Annotated in this window: 21 protein-coding genes and 2 pseudogenes; 17 read left to right on the top strand and 6 right to left on the bottom strand. The window is 38.1% G+C overall.

From position 1 onward, the window contains the following. Window positions 1-276: 276 nt before the first annotated feature. Window positions 277-760, top strand: a pseudogene (locus TOL2_RS24460) (IS256 family transposase); the annotation flags it as partial. Here the strand turns inward: TOL2_RS24460 and TOL2_RS25320 are convergent. After that, the gene (locus TOL2_RS25320; protein WP_014955713.1) at window positions 663-1,145 is read right to left on the bottom strand and encodes a hypothetical protein; all 483 of its coding nucleotides are present in this window, start codon (window positions 1,143-1,145) and stop codon (window positions 663-665) included. The pseudogene TOL2_RS24460 and the gene TOL2_RS25320 overlap by 98 nt on opposite strands. Window positions 1,146-1,286: 141 nt before the next feature. On the opposite strand from TOL2_RS25320, the gene TOL2_RS01055 reads away from it, so the two are divergent. Further along, the gene (locus tag TOL2_RS01055) at window positions 1,287-2,069 is read left to right on the top strand and encodes a class I SAM-dependent methyltransferase (RefSeq protein ID WP_014955714.1); all 783 of its coding nucleotides are present in this window, start codon (window positions 1,287-1,289) and stop codon (window positions 2,067-2,069) included. 216 nt (window positions 2,070-2,285) lie between these two features. Here the strand turns inward: TOL2_RS01055 and TOL2_RS24530 are convergent, their stop codons facing one another. Both TOL2_RS24530 and TOL2_RS25325 read right to left on the bottom strand, forming a co-directional pair. Beyond that, window positions 2,286-2,564: a hypothetical protein gene (locus tag TOL2_RS24530; RefSeq protein WP_014955715.1), complete on the bottom strand. Its 279-nt coding sequence runs from the start codon at window positions 2,562-2,564 to the stop codon at window positions 2,286-2,288. Between the two features lie 145 nt (window positions 2,565-2,709). Then, complete coding sequence (locus TOL2_RS25325) at window positions 2,710-2,826, bottom strand: trp operon repressor (protein WP_217641258.1); 117 nt, start codon at window positions 2,824-2,826, stop codon at window positions 2,710-2,712. 250 nt (window positions 2,827-3,076) lie between these two features. On the opposite strand from TOL2_RS25325, the gene TOL2_RS01070 reads away from it, so the two are divergent. From TOL2_RS01070 to TOL2_RS25910, 10 genes are all read left to right on the top strand, one after another. After that, complete coding sequence (locus tag TOL2_RS01070; RefSeq protein ID WP_148278028.1) at window positions 3,077-3,757, top strand: hypothetical protein; 681 nt, start codon at window positions 3,077-3,079, stop codon at window positions 3,755-3,757. A 54-nt stretch (window positions 3,758-3,811) separates the two neighbouring features. Then, entirely contained in the window at window positions 3,812-4,249 is a 438-nt protein-coding gene (locus TOL2_RS01075) for a hypothetical protein (RefSeq protein WP_198408352.1), read from the top strand. 136 nt (window positions 4,250-4,385) lie between these two features. Then, window positions 4,386-7,370: an Eco57I restriction-modification methylase domain-containing protein gene (locus TOL2_RS01080; protein WP_051012232.1), complete on the top strand. Its 2,985-nt coding sequence runs from the start codon at window positions 4,386-4,388 to the stop codon at window positions 7,368-7,370. Between the two features lie 2 nt (window positions 7,371-7,372). Next, the gene (locus tag TOL2_RS23300) at window positions 7,373-8,080 is read left to right on the top strand and encodes a hypothetical protein (protein ID WP_014955719.1); all 708 of its coding nucleotides are present in this window, start codon (window positions 7,373-7,375) and stop codon (window positions 8,078-8,080) included. Continuing rightward, on the top strand, window positions 8,077-8,754 hold the full coding sequence (locus tag TOL2_RS01090; RefSeq protein WP_014955720.1) for a hypothetical protein: 678 nt from the start codon (window positions 8,077-8,079) through the stop codon (window positions 8,752-8,754). The genes TOL2_RS23300 and TOL2_RS01090 overlap by 4 nt, the downstream gene beginning before the upstream one ends. Before the next feature lie 309 nt (window positions 8,755-9,063). Then, window positions 9,064-9,297, top strand: a complete 234-nt coding sequence (locus tag TOL2_RS01095; RefSeq protein WP_014955721.1) for a hypothetical protein — start codon at window positions 9,064-9,066, stop codon at window positions 9,295-9,297. Then, window positions 9,284-9,541 carry a type II toxin-antitoxin system RelE family toxin gene (locus tag TOL2_RS01100; RefSeq protein ID WP_041279181.1) on the top strand — a complete coding sequence of 86 codons (258 nt, stop codon included), beginning with the start codon at window positions 9,284-9,286 and terminating at the stop codon, window positions 9,539-9,541. Before TOL2_RS01095 ends, TOL2_RS01100 begins: the two co-directional genes overlap by 14 nt. A gap of 138 nt (window positions 9,542-9,679) precedes the next feature. Continuing rightward, entirely contained in the window at window positions 9,680-10,201 is a 522-nt protein-coding gene (locus TOL2_RS01105) for a tetratricopeptide repeat protein (protein ID WP_014955722.1), read from the top strand. A gap of 73 nt (window positions 10,202-10,274) precedes the next feature. Beyond that, entirely contained in the window at window positions 10,275-11,156 is an 882-nt protein-coding gene (locus TOL2_RS01110; RefSeq protein WP_014955723.1) for a damage-control phosphatase ARMT1 family protein, read from the top strand. 40 nt (window positions 11,157-11,196) lie between these two features. Beyond that, on the top strand, window positions 11,197-11,361 hold the full coding sequence (locus tag TOL2_RS25910) for a hypothetical protein (RefSeq protein WP_407641571.1): 165 nt from the start codon (window positions 11,197-11,199) through the stop codon (window positions 11,359-11,361). Window positions 11,362-11,462: 101 nt separating this feature from the next. Here TOL2_RS25910 and TOL2_RS01120 read toward each other — a convergent pair whose 3' ends face one another. After that, on the bottom strand, window positions 11,463-12,455 hold the full coding sequence (locus TOL2_RS01120; protein WP_014955724.1) for a GlxA family transcriptional regulator: 993 nt from the start codon (window positions 12,453-12,455) through the stop codon (window positions 11,463-11,465). Window positions 12,456-12,617: 162 nt separating this feature from the next. Here TOL2_RS01120 and TOL2_RS23305 point away from each other — a divergent pair, with 162 nt between their 5' ends. The 5 genes and pseudogenes from TOL2_RS23305 to TOL2_RS25330 all read left to right on the top strand — a co-directional run bounded on the left by TOL2_RS23305 (window position 12,618) and on the right by TOL2_RS25330 (window position 16,145). Then, a complete protein-coding gene (locus tag TOL2_RS23305) occupies window positions 12,618-13,283 on the top strand; it encodes a transglutaminase-like domain-containing protein (protein ID WP_014955725.1) in 666 nt (221 codons plus the stop codon). 80 nt (window positions 13,284-13,363) lie between these two features. Then, the gene (locus TOL2_RS01130; RefSeq protein ID WP_014955726.1) at window positions 13,364-14,356 is read left to right on the top strand and encodes a carbon-nitrogen hydrolase family protein; all 993 of its coding nucleotides are present in this window, start codon (window positions 13,364-13,366) and stop codon (window positions 14,354-14,356) included. A gap of 532 nt (window positions 14,357-14,888) precedes the next feature. Further along, a complete protein-coding gene (locus TOL2_RS01135; RefSeq protein ID WP_014955727.1) occupies window positions 14,889-15,323 on the top strand; it encodes a hypothetical protein in 435 nt (144 codons plus the stop codon). Window positions 15,324-15,531: 208 nt separating this feature from the next. Then, window positions 15,532-15,836: pseudogene (locus TOL2_RS25915) on the top strand (FKBP-type peptidyl-prolyl cis-trans isomerase N-terminal domain-containing protein); the annotation flags it as partial. Window positions 15,837-15,860: 24 nt separating this feature from the next. Beyond that, window positions 15,861-16,145, top strand: a complete 285-nt coding sequence (locus TOL2_RS25330) for an FKBP-type peptidyl-prolyl cis-trans isomerase (RefSeq protein WP_232508137.1) — start codon at window positions 15,861-15,863, stop codon at window positions 16,143-16,145. A 620-nt stretch (window positions 16,146-16,765) separates the two neighbouring features. On the opposite strand, the gene TOL2_RS01145 is transcribed toward TOL2_RS25330, so the two are convergent. After that, on the bottom strand, window positions 16,766-17,740 hold the full coding sequence (locus TOL2_RS01145; protein ID WP_014955729.1) for a tyrosine-type recombinase/integrase: 975 nt from the start codon (window positions 17,738-17,740) through the stop codon (window positions 16,766-16,768). Continuing rightward, entirely contained in the window at window positions 17,731-18,306 is a 576-nt protein-coding gene (locus TOL2_RS01150; protein ID WP_014955730.1) for a tyrosine-type recombinase/integrase, read from the bottom strand. The genes TOL2_RS01145 and TOL2_RS01150 overlap by 10 nt, the downstream gene beginning before the upstream one ends. Window position 18,307 lies beyond the last annotated feature (1 nt).

The raw sequence follows: 18,307 nt of genomic DNA on the forward strand, positions 1-18,307 counted from the left end.
ACATCAGGTGCAAACTGAAATATTCACTAACAAAAACATGCTGACGGACAAGCTGCAGATGTTGGAATAGTGTAGATTTCTTTCTGTAAATTCAAAATTCAGCATGTAGCAAGATTTTTTTGAATCTTTAGGTTGAAAAAGCTGGGTCAAAACTTAAAATTCCTTTTTTTAAACGACCAAATCCAAAGAAAGGAGCAGTCATGACCCAGCACAGAGAGGATACCGTAATTCGAACAGTTTTGGAAATAATAAATAAAAATGGTCTGGAAGGGATTGGAGAAGGCGCTGACGCTTGCCATGGCAGAAATGTATGTTCAGGGGGTATCAACTCGAAAAGTAACCTCAGTCCTTAAAAAATTATGCGGACTTGGAATCAGCAGCACCCAGGTCAGCAATGCCTCAAAGCTTTTGGATGAAGAATTAGAAAAATGGAGAAACCGACCAATAGGTCGGATCAATTATCTCCAACTGGATGCCAGATATGAAAAGGTCCGTCAGGATGGAATGGTTCTCTCCTGTGCGGTTTTGGTCGCCACCGGTGTTTATGGAAGATGGAAAGAGAACGGTACTTGGGACCAGTGTGTCTTTGAGTGAAGCTGAGGTCCACTGGCGTAGTTTTTTGTTGGATCTGAAAAAAAGGGGGCTTCATGGGCTAAAACTGATTACCAGTGATGATCATAGTGGATTAAAAGCTGCATTAGAGTCAGTTTTCCCAAGTGTGCCCTGGCAGCGTTGTCAGGTCCATTTACAAAGAAATGCTGTTCCATATGTTCCGAAAATGGACATGCGCAAAGGAGTAGCCAATGATATTCGAATGTTAAAAAATGAGGGATTGTTTTTTCAATTTTTGGATAGGGAAAGTCTGAAGCCGTATTTGTATCCACCCACCCGTTGAGTTTTAAGAAATGAAAGAACTGTCTCAAGCTCCAGATACGTGCTTTTTTGATATGAATGGAAGGGTTGTGATACTGGGTAATGAATACTTTTAAATGCCTGTAAGAGATACCTTTTACTGAGTCAACAGACGTTTTTTTAATAAACCGATTGAATTCATTGAGCCTTACTCTTAAGGATTGAATGGACCTGGTTGCAAAATTTGATACTTTACAATAATCGAGAAAATGTTCTATCTTGATTTCCAGCATAGAGGATCTCCTTTCTTTTTGGGAGAAAAGTTAAAAATTACTGTTTGGGAGGTTCTCTATGCTTCTACTACAATTTTAATACCTTACAAATTCCTTTTTTTGCTAACCGCGGGGTTTGGGGGTTAATTTAGAGGATTGTTTATGAATAAAAAGGTCGTTGATTATTACACGGAAATATTTAGTGAAAATGAACGTCATGAAGATGGTTTTGGTCAAATTCAACGACAGCGTACACTTAATATTTTTAAACAATACCTTCAGGGTAACCCTCTCAAAATAATTGATATTGGTGGAGCAACTGGTGCCTATTCGTTTGATTTAGCAAGAGCTGGTCATAATGTACATCTATTAGACATAGTGCCCGCTCATATAGAAAAGGCTGAAAGAATCGGTTTGGATAAAGGAATTCTCCTTGATGGTTACCATGTTGGTGACGCTAAGGATTTAGAATTTGAAGATAACTCATTTGACGCTGTGATCTTGCATGGTCCGCTATATCACATCACAGGCTTAGTTGAGAGAAAGAAAGTCCTCAATGAAGCTCTTCGGATTTTAAAACCCAATGGGGTTCTGTTTGGTTTTGCAATTAATCGCTATGCGGGTGTTTTCTACGGTATTCATAGTGAGCTTATTCTGGATGACACCTATTTTGAAATGGTTAAAACAGAAGTAGAAACAGGTTTTAGAACTCGTAATCCAACTTGGCATTTTCATTTGCCTGAAGAATTAGAAGCAGAAATAACGTCGTCAGGTTTCAAAATAGAGGCAACGAAAGGCGTAGTTAGCCCTGTTTGGATGCTTCCTGATATTGAGTCGAAAATAGCTGATGCTGAAATGCATGAAAAAATACTTAGGGTTTGCGAGCTTCTTGAGAATGAGCCTAAGATTGGACAGGACTTTGTGTGCATCGGCCGAAAACAATAGTCAGCTCCCATAACAATAAAATTCAGCAGACGCAAAAAAGCCGCGCCGCTGATTTAAGCGAACCGCGCGGCGGTAGATGTCAAGCAAGATGTCGCCTTTTTATAAAACACTTTGTTAATATTCCCGCAAAATCCCCTCATGACCTCCGACGGATAATTTGAGTATCCATTCTCGCCCATGAGGGATTTTTGCTAATGCTATACCCATTTCTGACATCTATGCAGCCCTCTTTGCCGTATCAGTATATAGGTAAAAGAACCTGCCCCTTACTGTTGACGGCAAATACGTTATGTCCCAGCTCCACAACTGGTTCGGGCCATTTGCAATCAATGGATCAGGACTGTGCCTTTTTGCGGGAAGACTGGATTGACGGTGTTTATTCATTTTTAAGTCCCTAAGAATTCTGTACATGGTTGATTCAGAACCCAGATAAATTCCCTGGTCAGCAAGTCTTGGTACGATCTGATTTGGATTGGACTCAGCAAATTCAGGCACTCTAATACATTGGCTATCCGGGTCTTTTCATCATCAGACAATTTGTTACCAGGGTAGGCTCGGGAGCCTATTCGGCTGTCCAGTCTTTGGGGCGTTTTTCTTTTGATTTCAATTTTATGCTTCCGTTTTGTTTGTATTCTCTTAATCATTTACCGATTGTAGACCGGCCAACACCTAATTCTTTTGCAATTTCATGGTGGGGTTTGTTTCCCTGTAACACCTTTTTTAACACAGCTTCTTTTAATTGAATAGAATATCCCATATTTATCACCTCAATGCCCCAAATTTAATTTTTAATTGAGGCGACATCTATCCTGACACAGGGGGATTTCAAGGCCACTAAAACCCACTGGATTATTACGTGGCGCCTTGAGGAGTCGGAAAACTATGATCGTTTTGGAATGGAAGATGGCCGAGGCTGGATGGCGTGCCTGGCTCCGTTGAGAGATGAATTGTTGCGGGGAGATATCCGAAGCCTTTACATCGGTTGGCTGGCATCTGTGACCGGGGAAATGATAGACAATCATAAAAAGGAACCTTTATCCGTCAGTGGATTGGGAATTTTGACATCATCCCAGCAGGCATTGGCTGATTTTTTGGAGGTGGACCCTGATTTATTGAAAGGTGCGGGTATTAACAGCCCCGCAGACCAAACCGACGAAATATCTGAAAGTGAGGTGGAAGATTGGATCGATGGTTTACCGAAAAGTGAAGTGAATACTTTTATAAAACAGCTCCTACAGGGCAAAGGCCATCAAGCCGAAAGGAAATTGAAGAACTGGTTCGCGACATGGCGGATAAACTTGCAAGGAGATAAACCCCAAACGCCTCGACGGACATTGGGAGAACTGCTGAAAAATGCAAAGAAAGCTGAAAAAATACGCCTTGACTTGGAAAGCCTTGAGCAGATGCAGCAAGAAATCAAACGCCGCAAAGAGAGAGAGGTATATCTGAAGAACATATCCAAGGATTTTCCAAAGATTTGGAAGTCGGTTCAGCAAATCGTGAAAAGAGGATCGGGACTGGCCTACGATGAAGCCTGCCGTTCCATTTTGGATATTTCTGAAGCATACTCACTCATAGGGAATAGTAGATCTTTCAGACAGGAATTAAATAAATTCATGACCAGTCATATGCGACGTAGGGCATTGATCCAACGTCTTGCAAAAGTCGGTATCTGGGAGGAAAAATAAAGAAAATTACAGTTAGAACCCCGTTTTTAAAAAAATTAAAAATCGATAAATCTAATGCATAAAATCAAACCTCCATTATATATGATCGGTAAGAAAGTTCACTGCTGGCGGTGCGATACAAAGATGCCGGTAATCGCACTTTTGGCCCCTCATATCGAAAATGGTTATGATGAAGTCTATACCATATCCGGTATAGAGAAAATGCCTGTTAACATCAGATCATTTATCCAAAGCAAAGTCCCGACATTCGTTTTCAGATATTCAAAAACAGTGGGGAAAAAATATTTTGCAAACACCTGTCCGCACTGCAATGTTATTTATGGTGACTTTTTTTTGCATGATGAACCTGGGGCCCCTTTCTTCCCCGCTGATGAGGAAGACGCCAAGTTGTTATATATCAAAGAGATTCCTATAAACGGACCCGTTGAAATCGAAGGTGGGGCAGTATCCGGAATGGGAGAAATAATTCTGGAACATGCAATAAGAGTTTGACTACACCATACATTTAAAACCTCACAATTATAATTTGCTCTGAACAATCAATTTCATAAACATTGACAAAAAAGCATGTCTTATGTAATTCATTTCAGATGAACCTTTATACGCCACAAAATACAAAAGTATTCTAATGACATCAAATAATTCTCAGAATAGTTTTAATATCCTTCTTGAAAAATTTGAAATGATATCTGAAGGATACAAGTCTCCAAGTCTATTGTTACCCAATGACCTTCATTTGTCAGATGGTGACAAAATTATTTTAGAACAGGCGGGAAAATATAATGTTGATGCGGTGTATGTAAGGCAATTCAATGACGGACGAAACCCTATCCCACAAATATACATATATGATTTTATCAAAAACCCCAGGAAAGATAATGAGATAACAGAACTGTATCGGAAAATTTGGAACTCCGGTCATGTTCCTCTTATTTTTTTATTTTTTAGAACAGAAATTCAAATATTAACCTGTTTAAAACAACCGGATTTCGATCCAAAAACCGGGAATCTTTCATATAGCCTGTTTGAAAAAATCCATTTGGCATCAAAAGCAAAAAAAGAGTTGGATAAATTCAAACAGTTATCTGCTAGGCGGTTTGATAATGGCTCATTTTGGACTGACTCAAAATATAAAAGCAAATTTTCATTAAAAGAGACTGCCTATATAAAGCTTTTAACTGAACTCAAAACAGCCAAACGAGATATCATTAAAAAAGAGATTCTGGATGAGAATCTTACAAAAAAGCTTCTTGTGATGTCGATTCTTGTCAAATACCTTGAAGAGAGAGAGGATAAAGACGGCAATAAAGTTTTTCCCAAAAGGTTTTTTGTCAAATTTTCAAATGGGGAGGATAAATTTTTAGATGTCCTTCGTAAAAAAGGAGGATGCCTTCAATTATTTGATGAACTGAGCAGCAAGAATAGCTTTAATGGAGAAATTTTCGCCTGGAACGGCAAAAAAGAAAGAGATCAGTTAGCCGAAGCAGACTTGAACTCTTTTGCCGATTTTTTTGAAGGGCGGCTTGATAATGGCCAGTACACCTTTTGGCGGCTTTATTCATTCAATGATTTACCCATCGAACTAATCAGTAATATCTATGAAGAATTTTTAGATAAAAAAGCCGGAGTCGTTTACACGCCGCCTTATTTAGTCAATTTGCTTATCGATGAGCTGCTGCCTTTGTCTGATTTCGAAAAAAAAGAATTTAAGGTGTTGGATCCTGCCTGTGGGTCAGGTATTTTCCTGGTGGCTGCGTACAAAAGGATGATTCAGTGGTGGAAAATCCGCAACAATTGGGCCAAACCCGATTCCCAAAACTTAGATGAACTAAAAGAAATTTTAAAAAATAATATTTTTGGTGTCGATATTCACGAAGAAGCCGTACGCTTAACGTTTTTCAGCCTTAGTTTGGTGCTTTTAGATGAATTGTCACCAAAGGTTATCTGGGAGAATTTAAAATTTGATAATCTCATCGGGAACAATTTCATCAGTATTGATTTTTTTGAACTAATTGAGAAAAATTTACTAAAGCCGGAGTTCGATCTTATTGTGGGGAATCCTCCCTTTGAATCAAAATTGACAGATAATGCAGCAAAGATTGAAAACAAAAGACGCCGGACATATCCAAAACTGCCGGATAATCAAATCGCACTGCTTTTTCTGGATCAGTCTATTACCCTGTGCAAAAAAAATGCATCTCTTTGTTTGATAATGCCGTCCGGTCACTTTTTATACAATACCAACGCGGCTGATTTCCGAACTTATTTTCTTAACAATTATCATGTTCCGCAGCTAATTGATTTTACCTTCCTTAGCCAGGTTCTTTTTGAGAGCGCAAACGTGCCGGTTACTGCTGTTTTCGCAAAAAATCAAAAGCCTGATGAAACAGACATCCTCCATGTTACGGTCCGCAGGACAAAACCGGCCAAAGAAAAGCTTTACTTTGAATTGGACCACTATGATTTTCATAAAGTGCCTTTTAAAGACGCCCTAAAAAGCAGGCTTGTCTGGAAAGCCAACTTGCTGGGAGGCGGCAGGTTAAGACAGCTTTTGGACAGGCTGGAACCCATCCGAAATTTTGGTACGTTTCTATCTGAAAAAGAGCAGAATGAAGGATGGAAAATCGCAGAGGGATTTATAGTTGGAAATGAAGATAAAATTGATACCCTTGTCAGATTGAAAGAAAAAGTTCCAGAATTAACTGATGATGAAAACCTGAAGTTGCAGGAACTTGAAAAAAAATTTCAACCAGCCGAATACCTTACCGGGAAAAACACACTGCCCACGGATGCATTCACAGAAGATGGCATCAATGATAGTGAAATTTACAAACTTGAAAACAAATATTTTTATCGGAGCAGCAAAAAGAATAAAGAAATTTTTCAAGCCCCTCACCTTCTGATAAAGGAAGGCGTATCAGAAAGTTCCATTCCAGTAATATTTCGGGAAGACGATCTTTCTTTCAGGCATGAAATAATTGGTATCCATGCTCCGAATCAAGCCGATGCGCTCAAAAGAATAGAAAAACGATTCAAGAATAACAGAACATATCTTTTTCATGTTGCCGGATTCAGCAGCAGGTATATGATCACCAGGGCAACGGCCATTTTGAAGAATGATATTGAATGCCTGCCTTATCCTGAGGATGAAGCAGAGCTTAATCTATCGGATCTCGAACGAATTCTTATGGATGATGTGCTTGATTACATGCTTGATTTCAGGAGAAAAGGCGAGAATGCGGACTCGGAAAAACCGGTAACACAGGGTCAGCTGAAACAATTTTCCAGTGTTTATTGTAAGGTTTTGAATTCTGTTTATAAAAATCTTAAGCCGTATCACTATTTTGAAACAAAATCATATATTTGCTTTCCTTTTTATTTTGATGATCCTTCATCCATTGCCCTTCAAAAAACTAAAGGGCTTGAAGATGATCTTGATGAGCTTATCAAAAATAATGTGAATTCGAATTCAAGAATCATTCGAATGCTTCGGATTTATGAAAATAATATTATTTATCTTATTAAACCTAAGCAGACGCGCTACTGGTTACGTTCGGTTGCAATTCGGGATGCTGACGAAACCTTTTCTGATTTAGTGACCCAAGGGTTTTAATAATGTTCAATGAAAAATATGAATCAGAAGTATCTGGTAGATTATCCGGACCTTATACCCCTGAGTTTGACACATCGATCAAAGAAGTGATTTTATTCATAGAAAGAAATCTCATTATTTTTTCTGAATCTATTGCTCTATCTCAAATTCAAAACGAAAAAGGCCTCACACAAACGCTTGTCGAAATTCTCAATTTAAACGTCATAAGAGGATTTTCACCCTTTTGGTTTGAAAAAGAATATATGGAAAATCCAGACAGGGGCGACAGCCCCTCGGTTGATATAGGGACACTAAAAATTGATAACAGCGGTAATGTTATCAATTCGGTCGTTCTTGGAAATAAATCTTTTTTTTCGATCGAGGCCAAAAGATTGCCCACACCAGGGAGTAATAGAGAAAAAGAATATGTAATCGGTTCAAAAAACAATGGCGGAATTGAGCGCTTCAAAACCGGGAAGCATGGATCTGCGCTAAAACACAGTGGGATGATTGGGTTTGTTCAGAAAAATGATTTTAAATACTGGAATAAAAAAATTAACGAGTGGATTGTTGAGTTGGCGCAGACAAATACCAAATCTGATATAAACTGGTATGAATCTGAGATTTTAATTCCCAAACATTTTGAAAAGACCACAGCTCAATTGATTTCGAAACACGAAAGAATGAACAACTCATACATATCTCTGTGTCATTTATGGGTATGCATATGAATCGGTATCAAACAAATCATTCCAATGAAGTTCACCAACTAATTGTAACACCATCAAAACATTTTTTCGTCACACGCAACGGCATCTTAAAACATCAAAAGAAGCCCTTTGAAATAAAACTTGAAAATTGTAAAGATTTCAAAAAAACACATATAATTCATTACATTATCAGAGATCATTTTAGCGGTTTGGTTTACTGGGAGACATGCACATCTAACGCCGCAATCCCAATTCATGAATTTCTATTTAGAGCCTGGGCTAAAAAAGAAAAACAACCTTTCTATGGAATGCCTTCCTGTATGACCATTCCTAAAAATGTCCAACTATTTTACCCTGGTTTGGTGAATTTTGTTGAAACATTGGGTATTGATTTCATAAAAGTCACCAGCGGTTTTCAAGGGGGTGTTCGCGACATTAGAACGATAGAAGATGAATTAAGATGCGCTGGATTGTTTTTGGGGAATCCTGAACAATTTCAGACTGAATTACCTTTTGAACTAATTTTGAAAAAATCTTATGAAATCTGTACCAGGCTTTCTAATAATTTTTATAGAAAACCATCAAAAAAGGAAACTTGGCTATCGGGCTTTGGTTCTGAGCAAAAAATATACATCCCCAAATCTTTAGAAATATTCAAAACTACATATCAAGGCATCGCAGAATCAGAATACTGATAGATATCAATTTGAAAGCATAAATATTCAAGAGTAAATCCTAACAAAAAAATGCTGGCGGGCGAGCCGCAGATTTTTATGTTCCAGGCGGCTGCGCCGCCTGGAACGCGGTGCTGACTTCGTCCAGCCCCTGGCCCCGGCGTCTTGCGCCGGAACCAGGAGCTGGACCGGTCACCGCACGCCGATCAATCAAACTGCGTTTGCCTGATCGGTGTGCGGCGCCAGTCAGCACCGCGTTCGCTTCCAAAACATTGACATTATAACGTCATAACGTTATAATACCAAAATAAAAAACTTGGGGGTGAGATTATGGCAAAATTATCAAAACGTTCAACCATCTATTTAGATCCAGTCCTTCATCAGGCATTACGACTAAAATCTCTTGAAACATCACGCTCTATGTCAGATATAATCAATGAAGCATTGAGAGAAGCACTTTCTGAGGATGCTGAAGATCTTTCTGTCTTTGATGAAAGAGTTGATGATCCCTTAATCAGCTATGATCAAATGGTTAAGAGGCTTAAAAAAGATGGTCGCATATAAAATTTTTTTCAAATCTTCGGTTTGGAAAGATTTTAAATCAATACCGGATAAGGATTTAACAAAAATTCTTACCTGCATTGAATCTCTCGGTGATAACCCGCGTCAATCCTGGTGTAAAAAACTAAGTGGCCAGGAAAGATATCGTTTAAGATACGGCAGATATCGCATTATCTATTCTATTCAAGATGACGAGCTTTCCATTTGGATTGTCAAAGTTGGACATCGTAAAAACGTATATAGCTAAAGCGAACCAGTGTGTGAACCGGAAGGCAAGGGTCTGCTTCTTTTTAAAGTTTGAAAAATTTTTTGAACTATGTGCTTTCAATTAACTTTTTTGGAAACCCTTGCCGCCCGTTACCCAACCGTTATAAAGGGGTATATAATGGATAAAAATAGTGTACCACTTTCTGTGGCTGAGTGGTTTAATGAAGGTTTAAGATGTTTCAACAAACCGGACGGAATCGGTGCTGTCCGAGCATTTGAGGCAGTTATCAAGGTGAATCCTGCTTATCGTCATGAGGATGGAGACAACCCCTATTTTTATCTGGGCAAGATTTCCGAAATCGAAGGACGGGTCGACGACGCGATTATGTTTTACTCGAGCGCTTTGACACTGGACCCGTATGACGAGGAGAGCCTTATCGGCCGGGGAAGTTGTTATACGGTTAAAAAGAATCACAAAGTTGCAGTGGCCGATTTCAAAAAAGTGCTGGATATTCCACCTGAAAGCATGAATGCACCGCTGCAGCATGTGCTGTATGCCATTGCGGAAAATTTCCGCCAGCAAAAGGATTTTCCAAATGCATTGCATTGGGGAGAAAAAGCACTTTCGGAAGACCCTGATAATTATCGACATAAGGAATTGGTGGCCGATGTCAAAAAACAGATGCGGGACGTTCCTTAGAATTCTTCTATGGGTCATATGCGGCTACTATCCTGGTCACAGCAATTTAATATTTCAAGTGGAGTAAAATAAAATGAAAGTAGAAGAAGAATGTATTCCATGTGTATTAAAGATGAGTTTAAACGGGTTACGGTCTCTTAACCTTGAGCCTTATAAGCTAAGAGAAATTTATCATGAGTTTGTTAAGTCCATAATGACGCAAAATGACATTTGGGACATTACAAGTGCAGAACTCGTTGAAAAAATATTAATAAAATTAATTGATAAAACAGGTGTGGCAGACCCTTTTATAACAATTAAAGAAAAAGCAAATTCACAATTGTTATCAATTTATGATAAATTAAAAGATCATGTTCTAAATTGTGACGACCCGATTTTGATGGCAACAAAACTTTCAATTTTTGGGAATACTATAGATGTAATGTTATCTGACAACCCTGAAAATAATTTAAAAAAAGTCCTGCTGGCTTACACAAAAGAGATTCCTTTAAATACTGAAAGTTATCAAAAATTCTCATCTCAGCTTAAAAATTCAAAATCACTTTTACTAATTGCAGATAATGCAGGTGAAGCTGTTATGGATAAACTCCTGATTGAAACTTTAAAAGAAAAACACCATATGGAAATGTATTATGCAGTAAGGAATAGCCCGGCTTTAAATGATATCACATATGATGAAACTGTCGATATAGGATTCCCAGACATTGCACAGGTCATTACAAATGGGATAGCTGGTCCCCTTCCAGGAACTATGCTTTCAAGATGCTCTCAAAAATTTTTGAACGTACTTAATTCAGTAGATATGGTGATTGTTAAGGGTGGAGGAAACTTTGAAAGCCTGATAGGAGAAACAAACCTTCCTCTGAATACATTTTTTTTGTTAATGTGTAAATGCGAAGTCCATTCAAGATTCTTCAATAGCCCTGTTGGACAGGCAATTTTATGGGTCAATTAATCAAGGTTTTTTGAGTATGGATTCGCCCTTAGGTAAAGCAATGTCAGGAAAACGAGTGGAGGATGAAATCAAGATTTCTACTCCAAAGGGAGTGAAAGATTTTTATATATTGAAAATTCGTTATTTTGAAAAACAATCATCATCAATTGTTCTCCTGAAGTGCTTGGTTTTATTGAAGTCAGAGTTTGGTTTCAAGGTACTTTGATCCTCCCCCAAAAAAAACTGTAACCGAGGTTAAGCTACTTTTTAGAGAAAATATCCAACAAACGCAAATGCACCGGGCAAGCCGGTGATTTAAATGTTATCTTAATGGCCGGGCAGCACTTCAATCGCCCGGAAAAATTTTGTTTTGTATTCTTTTGGAAGAAGCTTTGTATGTTTTTTGAATATTTTTCTAAAAAAGCTGGTGTCTTCATACCCAACAAAAAAGGCGATTTCACTAAACGTTTTAGACGTTTTTTCAAGTAGGTTCTTAGCAATTTCAACCCGTAACCGCTGGAGATAAAGAAGAGGCGTATTCCCTGTTGCAGCATTAAATCTGCGTTCAAGAACTCTGCGGCTCAGTCCAAAATTTTTAGCGAGAACTCCAATATCAATTCTTTGATTGTAATTTTCTTCAAACCATATCTGTATTAATTTAATCTTAGAATCAGCATGATCTTTAGCAAACTGAAAAACAGTATAGGGTTTTTGAGAATTCCGGCCGATATCATGAAGCATTGCCTTTGAACTCTCAAGAGCAATGCTCTGACCGCAATATCTTTCAATCAGATAGATTGAAAGGTCAATGTAGGAATTACAACCCCCCGAACACAATAAATTTCCTTCATCGGTTATTATTTTTTCAGACTGCAAATTAATTTGCGGGTATCGCTTTCTGAAATCATTAGCAAATCCCCAGTGGGTCGTCGCGGTTTTTCCATTGAGCAATCCTGTTTCTGCAAGAATATATGCGCCTGCACAAATACCGGCGATAGTTGTCCCCTTTTTGTTTTGTTCTCTTAACCATTCAATTGCTTTTCCACTTGTTTCTATTGTTTTATAATCAGAAAATGAAGAGATCATAATTAAATCTGTTGATTCAATATCCTGGATGGAACCGTTTGGATATATTGCAGCCTGATGTCTGGTTTTAACTGGTTTCCCATCTTGGGTCACAATATTGATATCAAAATATGATACTTCATCATGACCGACTATAAAATTCCATGTCACTCCGGTCTGACCAAAAGTATCCATTGTACCCATCACTGAAGACGCTAAAACATTATCCAAAGCAAGTATGGTAATTTTTATCATTGCCTAACTCCATATTGACGCAATCAACTCTTATTTGGTCGTTTTTGGCGCTTTCTCTTTTGTTTGTCAAGAGATAAATATATTTTGTGATCTGAGTATAAATTCTCCAACCCATCTATCTATGGAATTTTATACATTAGGAATCATTTAATAGGAGAAAAAATGAAAACAACCTTAAAAGAAACTTATTATTGTGATTACGCCCATCCGGAAATTCAAAAACTGGCAAAAAAGCTGGCTGAAAAGACGAATGATCCGGTTGAGATTGCAAAAAAAACCTTTTATCATGTTCGGGACAATATTGTGACCGGATATGATCTCTACAAAGTTAAAGCATCGGACATATTAAAGAAGGGATACGGTATTTGCTGGGGCAAATCAACTCTTCTTATTGCATTGCTCCGGTGTAATCATATTCAGGCACAGTTCGTCACGATACAGGTTCACAGAAAATTTATTAAACCCCTGGTTGGAAATTTATATCATCTGGCAAATTCGCCTTATAACCATTGTATGGTTAATGCCTTTTTGAATAAACGGTGGACCATTCTGGACTCGGTTCTTGATAAAAAAACATATGAAATCTTTTTCGCTCCAGAGAACATTCCATGGGGAATAGACTGGAATGGAAAAGATGATTGCAGGTTATATACAGACAGCGTGGTTGGCGAGCCTGATATTCATGCAGATATTGATAGCGTAATCAGACAAAAGGCTGGAAATACCGAGTTTCCAGCATTCATAGCCATAGGAGTATATAGATTTTTAAATAAACGAATATGGAAAAAGACATTTTTTTCTACCTTACCCCCCAAATGGGGGATGTAAAACCAAAATATCACTGGTAATGAAATAAACACTAAAAAAGAAAAAGCAGAAGCCGGGCGATAGATAACAAGGAGAAATATATGGTTAACATCGGTATTGTTCAGATGAATGCAGCACCATTGAAGGTTAATGAAAACTTGATAAAGGCGGATGCGCTTATCTCTCAAGCGGTTAAGGACGGTGCGGAGCTTGTAGTATTGCCTGAAATGTTTAATGTAGGATTGTTTGTTCAAGAGCAATTGATGAAACTGGGAGAACCTCTTGATGGTCTTACCACATATTGGTTAAAAGATCAGGCTGCAAAAAACAAAGTATTTATAATCACAAGTATTTATGAGCAGTATGAAGGGGACTTTTATAATACCATGGTAATGGTTGGATATGATGGAAGTCTTCAAATATATCGCAAACGAAATCCGACCGTTCAAGAGCGGCTCGTATGGAAACGATGCGATGAACCAGGCCCTGGAATTTTCGATACTCCATTTGGGCGAATTGGCGGTGCCATCTGTTTTGATTCTTTTTTTAAGGAAACATATGAAGGCTTTAAACAAAGCGGTGTGGAATTTGTTATTATTGTTGCTTTGTGGGGGACTTTTCTTCCGGATATTAAATATCCGGATACGTTTTATTTTAACAAATTATTAAAATATCAATCTTATTTAGCCTCGGAAGTTGTACCGCAGAAGTATGCCAAAACATTAGAAGTACCTGTTGTATATGTAAATCAAAGCGGTACAATTAACATCCCCATGACTCATCCGAGATTTTACCCCATGCTTGACTGGAAAAAATCAACGTACGATTTTGTTGGTAATTCTAATATATATGAACCTTCAGGCAAAAAATTAGTTCAGGGGCTGGATTTGAAAGCTGAATTTTGCACTGTTGTACCTGTAGGAATAAATCAATCAAAAAAAAGACCTGAAGTTTCACGCGTCAATATCCCATCTGGATATATGAAAAAAAAGTATTATTTTGTCGAACCACCGTTTATGTTTAAATTATATCAGAAATTATGCTTTAGCGGTTTTAAACCTAAATATGAAGAAATGTGCGGTCGTCATGCATAAGCTTAATCATTCAAATTTCGCACCCTTGAGTAGTGAGTTTTAGTCATCTTGAACCCTTAGTTTGCACAATGAAATCTTTTGTTGGTTTAACAAAGAAACTTGCTTATGATGACAAATAACTTGAGATTTAAACGCTGCAAATTCCGCTGTGTTTAATTTTTACTGGTTATTTGCAGCTTTATTTTGGCATCCTTCAAAAGTACTTTACATTTTCTTAGAGAATTACCCATTTGCAGGGCCTTTTTTCCAAAAGACTGTAAATTACTTTGAGGGTCATATGAAGGACGCCATGTTGGGCGTATGATAATGAGTAAGCCAGATTCTGGTCAGTTCCTTGTAGATTTGTTTGGCGGTAAAATTGGGATAAGAAGTAAAAAATATGATAACATGACGCTGGAGGAGACCGGGAAAATTGCAACTTTTTGAAGTGAAGCAATGCTCATAATTAATAGTGATTTTGAAGCTTTTCACCATCCTTACTCGGCTCCTCAGCTTTCCGTTATGATTTTAACTGAACATTGGAGAAACACTTATGACAAAAGAAGTAATAAGGAAATATGGTGAGCGTGTAGGGTATTCTGAAAATGAGTTAAAAATATTTCATGATGGTGGGCACAGAATTAGACAAGTTGAGCGGTTATCTGAAGCATCCTCATTATATACAATAGAAGCTGAAGTTGTTAAGGCTTGCAATTGCAATTCTGAGCATTCAATAGGGCAAAAGTTTATTATAGATGTTGATGGTAACTTTATCACAAAACTTTGTCCCAAAAGAATGTGCGTATATCTGACTTCACAATTAGTAGTACCCGTAGCGTTGATAAATGAAAGACTAAGTGAGGGATTATCTCCAAATGATTTTCATTTTATGCGTTATATTCGTTGCCCTGACACGGGAGTTGAGTGTTTGGGATATGGTGAAGTAACATTAAAAGTACAGGTAGTTAAGAGAGCTAAGCAAAAGTAAATATCTCAGTAATAATCATAACAAATTGATCAACCTGAATACATTCGCTGTGCTCATATATCATTTTATCATAGCCTTGTTTTATATGTACTTTGTTTGGATAGTAACTGAATGAACCACAAGGATCTGTTTTTTTTATTAATGCAATCTGGTTCCTTTTTGTGTATATTCGAGTCTTTATTAAATATTTTATATATAGGGAATTAAAATAAAAGTTGATTTAGATAAGGTCAGTTATATTCTTGGACAAAGTATAGGTGGTGATTTTAGAAGACAGGGCTTTGAAATTGATCCTAAAATTTTTGCGGATTCATTTGCTGAAGCTTTTAACGGGAAAGAATCCCAAATGCCTGTTGGTGAAATGCAGCACACTATGCAAAATTTTCAAAGAGCAATGGAGGATAAAAAACAGGCAGAACAGATGGAATCAGGGAAAAAAATATTGAAGCAGGAGAGAAATTTTTTGAATAAAATAGTAATAAAGAGGGGGTAAAAACTACTGAAAGCGGACTTCAGTATAAAGTACTCACTGAAGGAATCGGAAAAAAGCCTGCTGCTACAGATACCGTTGAAACGCATTATGAAGGTAAGACGCTTGATGGTACAATTTTTGACAGCTCATACAAACGTGGACAAACAACAAGTTTCCCACTGAATGGTGTAATCAAAGGCTGGACAGAAGCACTTCAGCTTATGGCTGAGGGTTCAAAATATGAACTGTATATTCCGTCTGAGCTTGCATATGGTCCTGCCGGCAGTGGGGGAATGATTGAACCGTATTCTACATTGATCTTCACTGTTGAACTTATCGCAGTAAAGTAGCGAAACATCGAAAACAAACCTTGGCAGCCCCATTTTGATACCAAAATGGGGCTGCCAAATAGCAATGGGGTCCCCATAAAAGGGCAGAGTCAGGTAAAAACCCCCTCTCCCTAACGAAAAAGAATGTTTCCGCTTACTCTCGGTTTATAAAATTATAATTTTACCGTTTTTTCCTTATCCGAACCAGTTACTTCATTTTAGGTGGTTAGGATCTACTATTAGATTCTCGGAAGGAGATTGAATTTGGAATTTGGGGTCGGACCAAGCAGATGTACATAAATTCAATATGTTAAATCAAAAAAGGGGTAATTTAAGCCCTTAAAAGCATCTTTTTGATCCCAAAAACAGCACTTTAAGAATTGAATATGGATTTAAACAATCAAACTCAACCGGGCAAGCCGGTTATTTGGGAACGAACCGCGCGGTCAGAACAAAAGTTATGTGCAATTAGAAGGTGTCTGAAGTAAAAAAACAAGACAAGCTCCGTTTAATAACGAACAGTGGCATAAATTTATTTCTATAGCAACACCTAAAATCTTAAAAAAATGACTTTTAAGCGCACCAATCCATAAAAAAAAGATATTTATAAAAAAACGAGTAATATCTGGATCGTATTCCGGCTATGTGCGAAGCTCTTGAAAGCTAAAGATAACACCTCCTTTTTTTATAAGCTCATTCATAAAAATAACGCCTGGTAGTTTTTCCATTGCCTGTCGTACTTTTTGCATTGAAGGATGGATGTAAATTTCGGTACTTCTCGTTGTTGAATGTCCCATTAAGCTTTTAATCACAAGCATATCCACTTCTTTATCATTTAGATGGGAGGCAAACGAATGCCGCAGGGTGTGGCAGGACACATTGAACCGGGTTTGCAAGCCGGATTTTAAAACGATTTTTTTGAAATTGTCTTCCATAGTGCGAATGGCCAGACGATTTCCTTTTTTTGAGATAAACAGTGCGTTTCGATGCTCATTTTTATAGAAGAATGTTCGCACGGCAAGATATTCCGACAGGATCTGGAACAGTTCATCGCTCAAGTGAAGCGTACGGATTCTTTTGCCTTTTCCTGTCACAGTGATGTCTTTGGTTTTTAAATCGATACCGGAGAGGTCCAGGCCGAAGACTTCTCCGATCCTGAGGCCGCATAAATACATCAGGGCATATATGGCATAATCCCGGACACCAAGACAGGTGCTTCGGTCAATGGTATCTAAAAGCTGTTTAATCTGTTGGGCGGTCAAGGCATCCGGCCGGTTCCGATATCCCTGCCGAACTTTTAAAATACTATGAAACGGCAGATTGTCAGCATCATCAACCTCCTGTAATCTCAAATAATTAGAATAGCTCCGCAGGGTAAACAGCTTTCGATTGAGTGATCCACCGCAATTTTTACGCTGGGTTTTCAAATGATACTGGAAGTCCATTACCGCAGGGCCGGTGATTGTTTTATGCTGGTTTTCATCCATGAAATTTTCAAACAACTTAAGGTCGCAAAGATTACTTTTAATGGTCTGGTCACTGATGTCATACACGGTTGATCGATAATCCATAAACGATTCAATATGGTTAAAAAAATCTGTTATGCTCACTCCCATGACAGCCTCCCATTAATAACCAGCTGATTTAGTGCTTCTTGTTTAAAACTGTCATCCACCTTGATGTAAATTGCGGTTTCAGCCGTATTGGAATGTCCCATCATCGCCTGGATGGCATGGAGCGGCACCCTGGCGTGGTACATTTCAGTAGCAAAGGAGTGTCTGAGCACATGAGGCGTGAGCCTTCCGGTGATACCGGCCTCTTTGCAATATTGCCGCAATTTTCTTTGAACCCGATCTGTTGATATGGCCTTGCCGCTTTTAACCGGTAACATGGGATTTTTTTTAAACTTCAATGTCTTGGGATGGGCCAGGTATGCCACGAGATTATCGTACAATTTATCCACCACAAATAAGGCTCGCTGTTTTTTGTTTTTTCCTTTTACCCGCAAAAGGCCGATTCTGGGACCAATCCCTGGTTCAAAAGATCCAATGACAAGGCGGGTAAGTTCACTGACCCTTAAGCCAAGCGCCCACAGCAGAGACAGGATGATATAATTGCGGTTTCCCATCCATGTGGAGCGGTCAACACTGTTTAAAAATTTAAATACAATGGTTTTTGACACC

The organism is Desulfobacula toluolica Tol2 (genome assembly GCF_000307105.1).
GTDB classification, from domain to species: Bacteria; Desulfobacterota; Desulfobacteria; order Desulfobacterales; family Desulfobacteraceae; genus Desulfobacula; species Desulfobacula toluolica.

Excerpts from the sequence above, each read along its gene's own strand:
- TOL2_RS25320 (WP_014955713.1), bottom strand. The coding sequence starts at position 1,145 with ATGCTGGAAATCAAGATAGAACATTTTCTCGATTATTGTAAAGTATCA.
- TOL2_RS23300 (WP_014955719.1), top strand. The coding sequence starts at position 7,373 with ATGTTCAATGAAAAATATGAATCAGAAGTATCTGGTAGATTATCCGGA.
- TOL2_RS01095 (WP_014955721.1), top strand. The coding sequence starts at position 9,064 with ATGGCAAAATTATCAAAACGTTCAACCATCTATTTAGATCCAGTCCTT.
- TOL2_RS01100 (WP_041279181.1), top strand. The coding sequence starts at position 9,284 with ATGGTCGCATATAAAATTTTTTTCAAATCTTCGGTTTGGAAAGATTTT.
- TOL2_RS01145 (WP_014955729.1), bottom strand. The coding sequence starts at position 17,740 with ATGGGAGTGAGCATAACAGATTTTTTTAACCATATTGAATCGTTTATG.
- TOL2_RS01055 (WP_014955714.1), top strand. The coding sequence starts at position 1,287 with ATGAATAAAAAGGTCGTTGATTATTACACGGAAATATTTAGTGAAAAT.
- TOL2_RS01135 (WP_014955727.1), top strand. The coding sequence starts at position 14,889 with ATGACAAAAGAAGTAATAAGGAAATATGGTGAGCGTGTAGGGTATTCT.
- TOL2_RS01070 (WP_148278028.1), top strand. The coding sequence starts at position 3,077 with ATGATAGACAATCATAAAAAGGAACCTTTATCCGTCAGTGGATTGGGA.
- TOL2_RS25910 (WP_407641571.1), top strand. The coding sequence starts at position 11,197 with ATGTCAGGAAAACGAGTGGAGGATGAAATCAAGATTTCTACTCCAAAG.
- TOL2_RS01080 (WP_051012232.1), top strand. The coding sequence starts at position 4,386 with ATGACATCAAATAATTCTCAGAATAGTTTTAATATCCTTCTTGAAAAA.
- TOL2_RS01110 (WP_014955723.1), top strand. The coding sequence starts at position 10,275 with ATGAAAGTAGAAGAAGAATGTATTCCATGTGTATTAAAGATGAGTTTA.
- TOL2_RS01120 (WP_014955724.1), bottom strand. The coding sequence starts at position 12,455 with ATGATAAAAATTACCATACTTGCTTTGGATAATGTTTTAGCGTCTTCA.
- TOL2_RS23305 (WP_014955725.1), top strand. The coding sequence starts at position 12,618 with ATGAAAACAACCTTAAAAGAAACTTATTATTGTGATTACGCCCATCCG.
- TOL2_RS01105 (WP_014955722.1), top strand. The coding sequence starts at position 9,680 with ATGGATAAAAATAGTGTACCACTTTCTGTGGCTGAGTGGTTTAATGAA.
- TOL2_RS01090 (WP_014955720.1), top strand. The coding sequence starts at position 8,077 with ATGAATCGGTATCAAACAAATCATTCCAATGAAGTTCACCAACTAATT.
- TOL2_RS25325 (WP_217641258.1), bottom strand. The coding sequence starts at position 2,826 with ATGGGATATTCTATTCAATTAAAAGAAGCTGTGTTAAAAAAGGTGTTA.
- TOL2_RS01075 (WP_198408352.1), top strand. The coding sequence starts at position 3,812 with ATGCATAAAATCAAACCTCCATTATATATGATCGGTAAGAAAGTTCAC.
- TOL2_RS01130 (WP_014955726.1), top strand. The coding sequence starts at position 13,364 with ATGGTTAACATCGGTATTGTTCAGATGAATGCAGCACCATTGAAGGTT.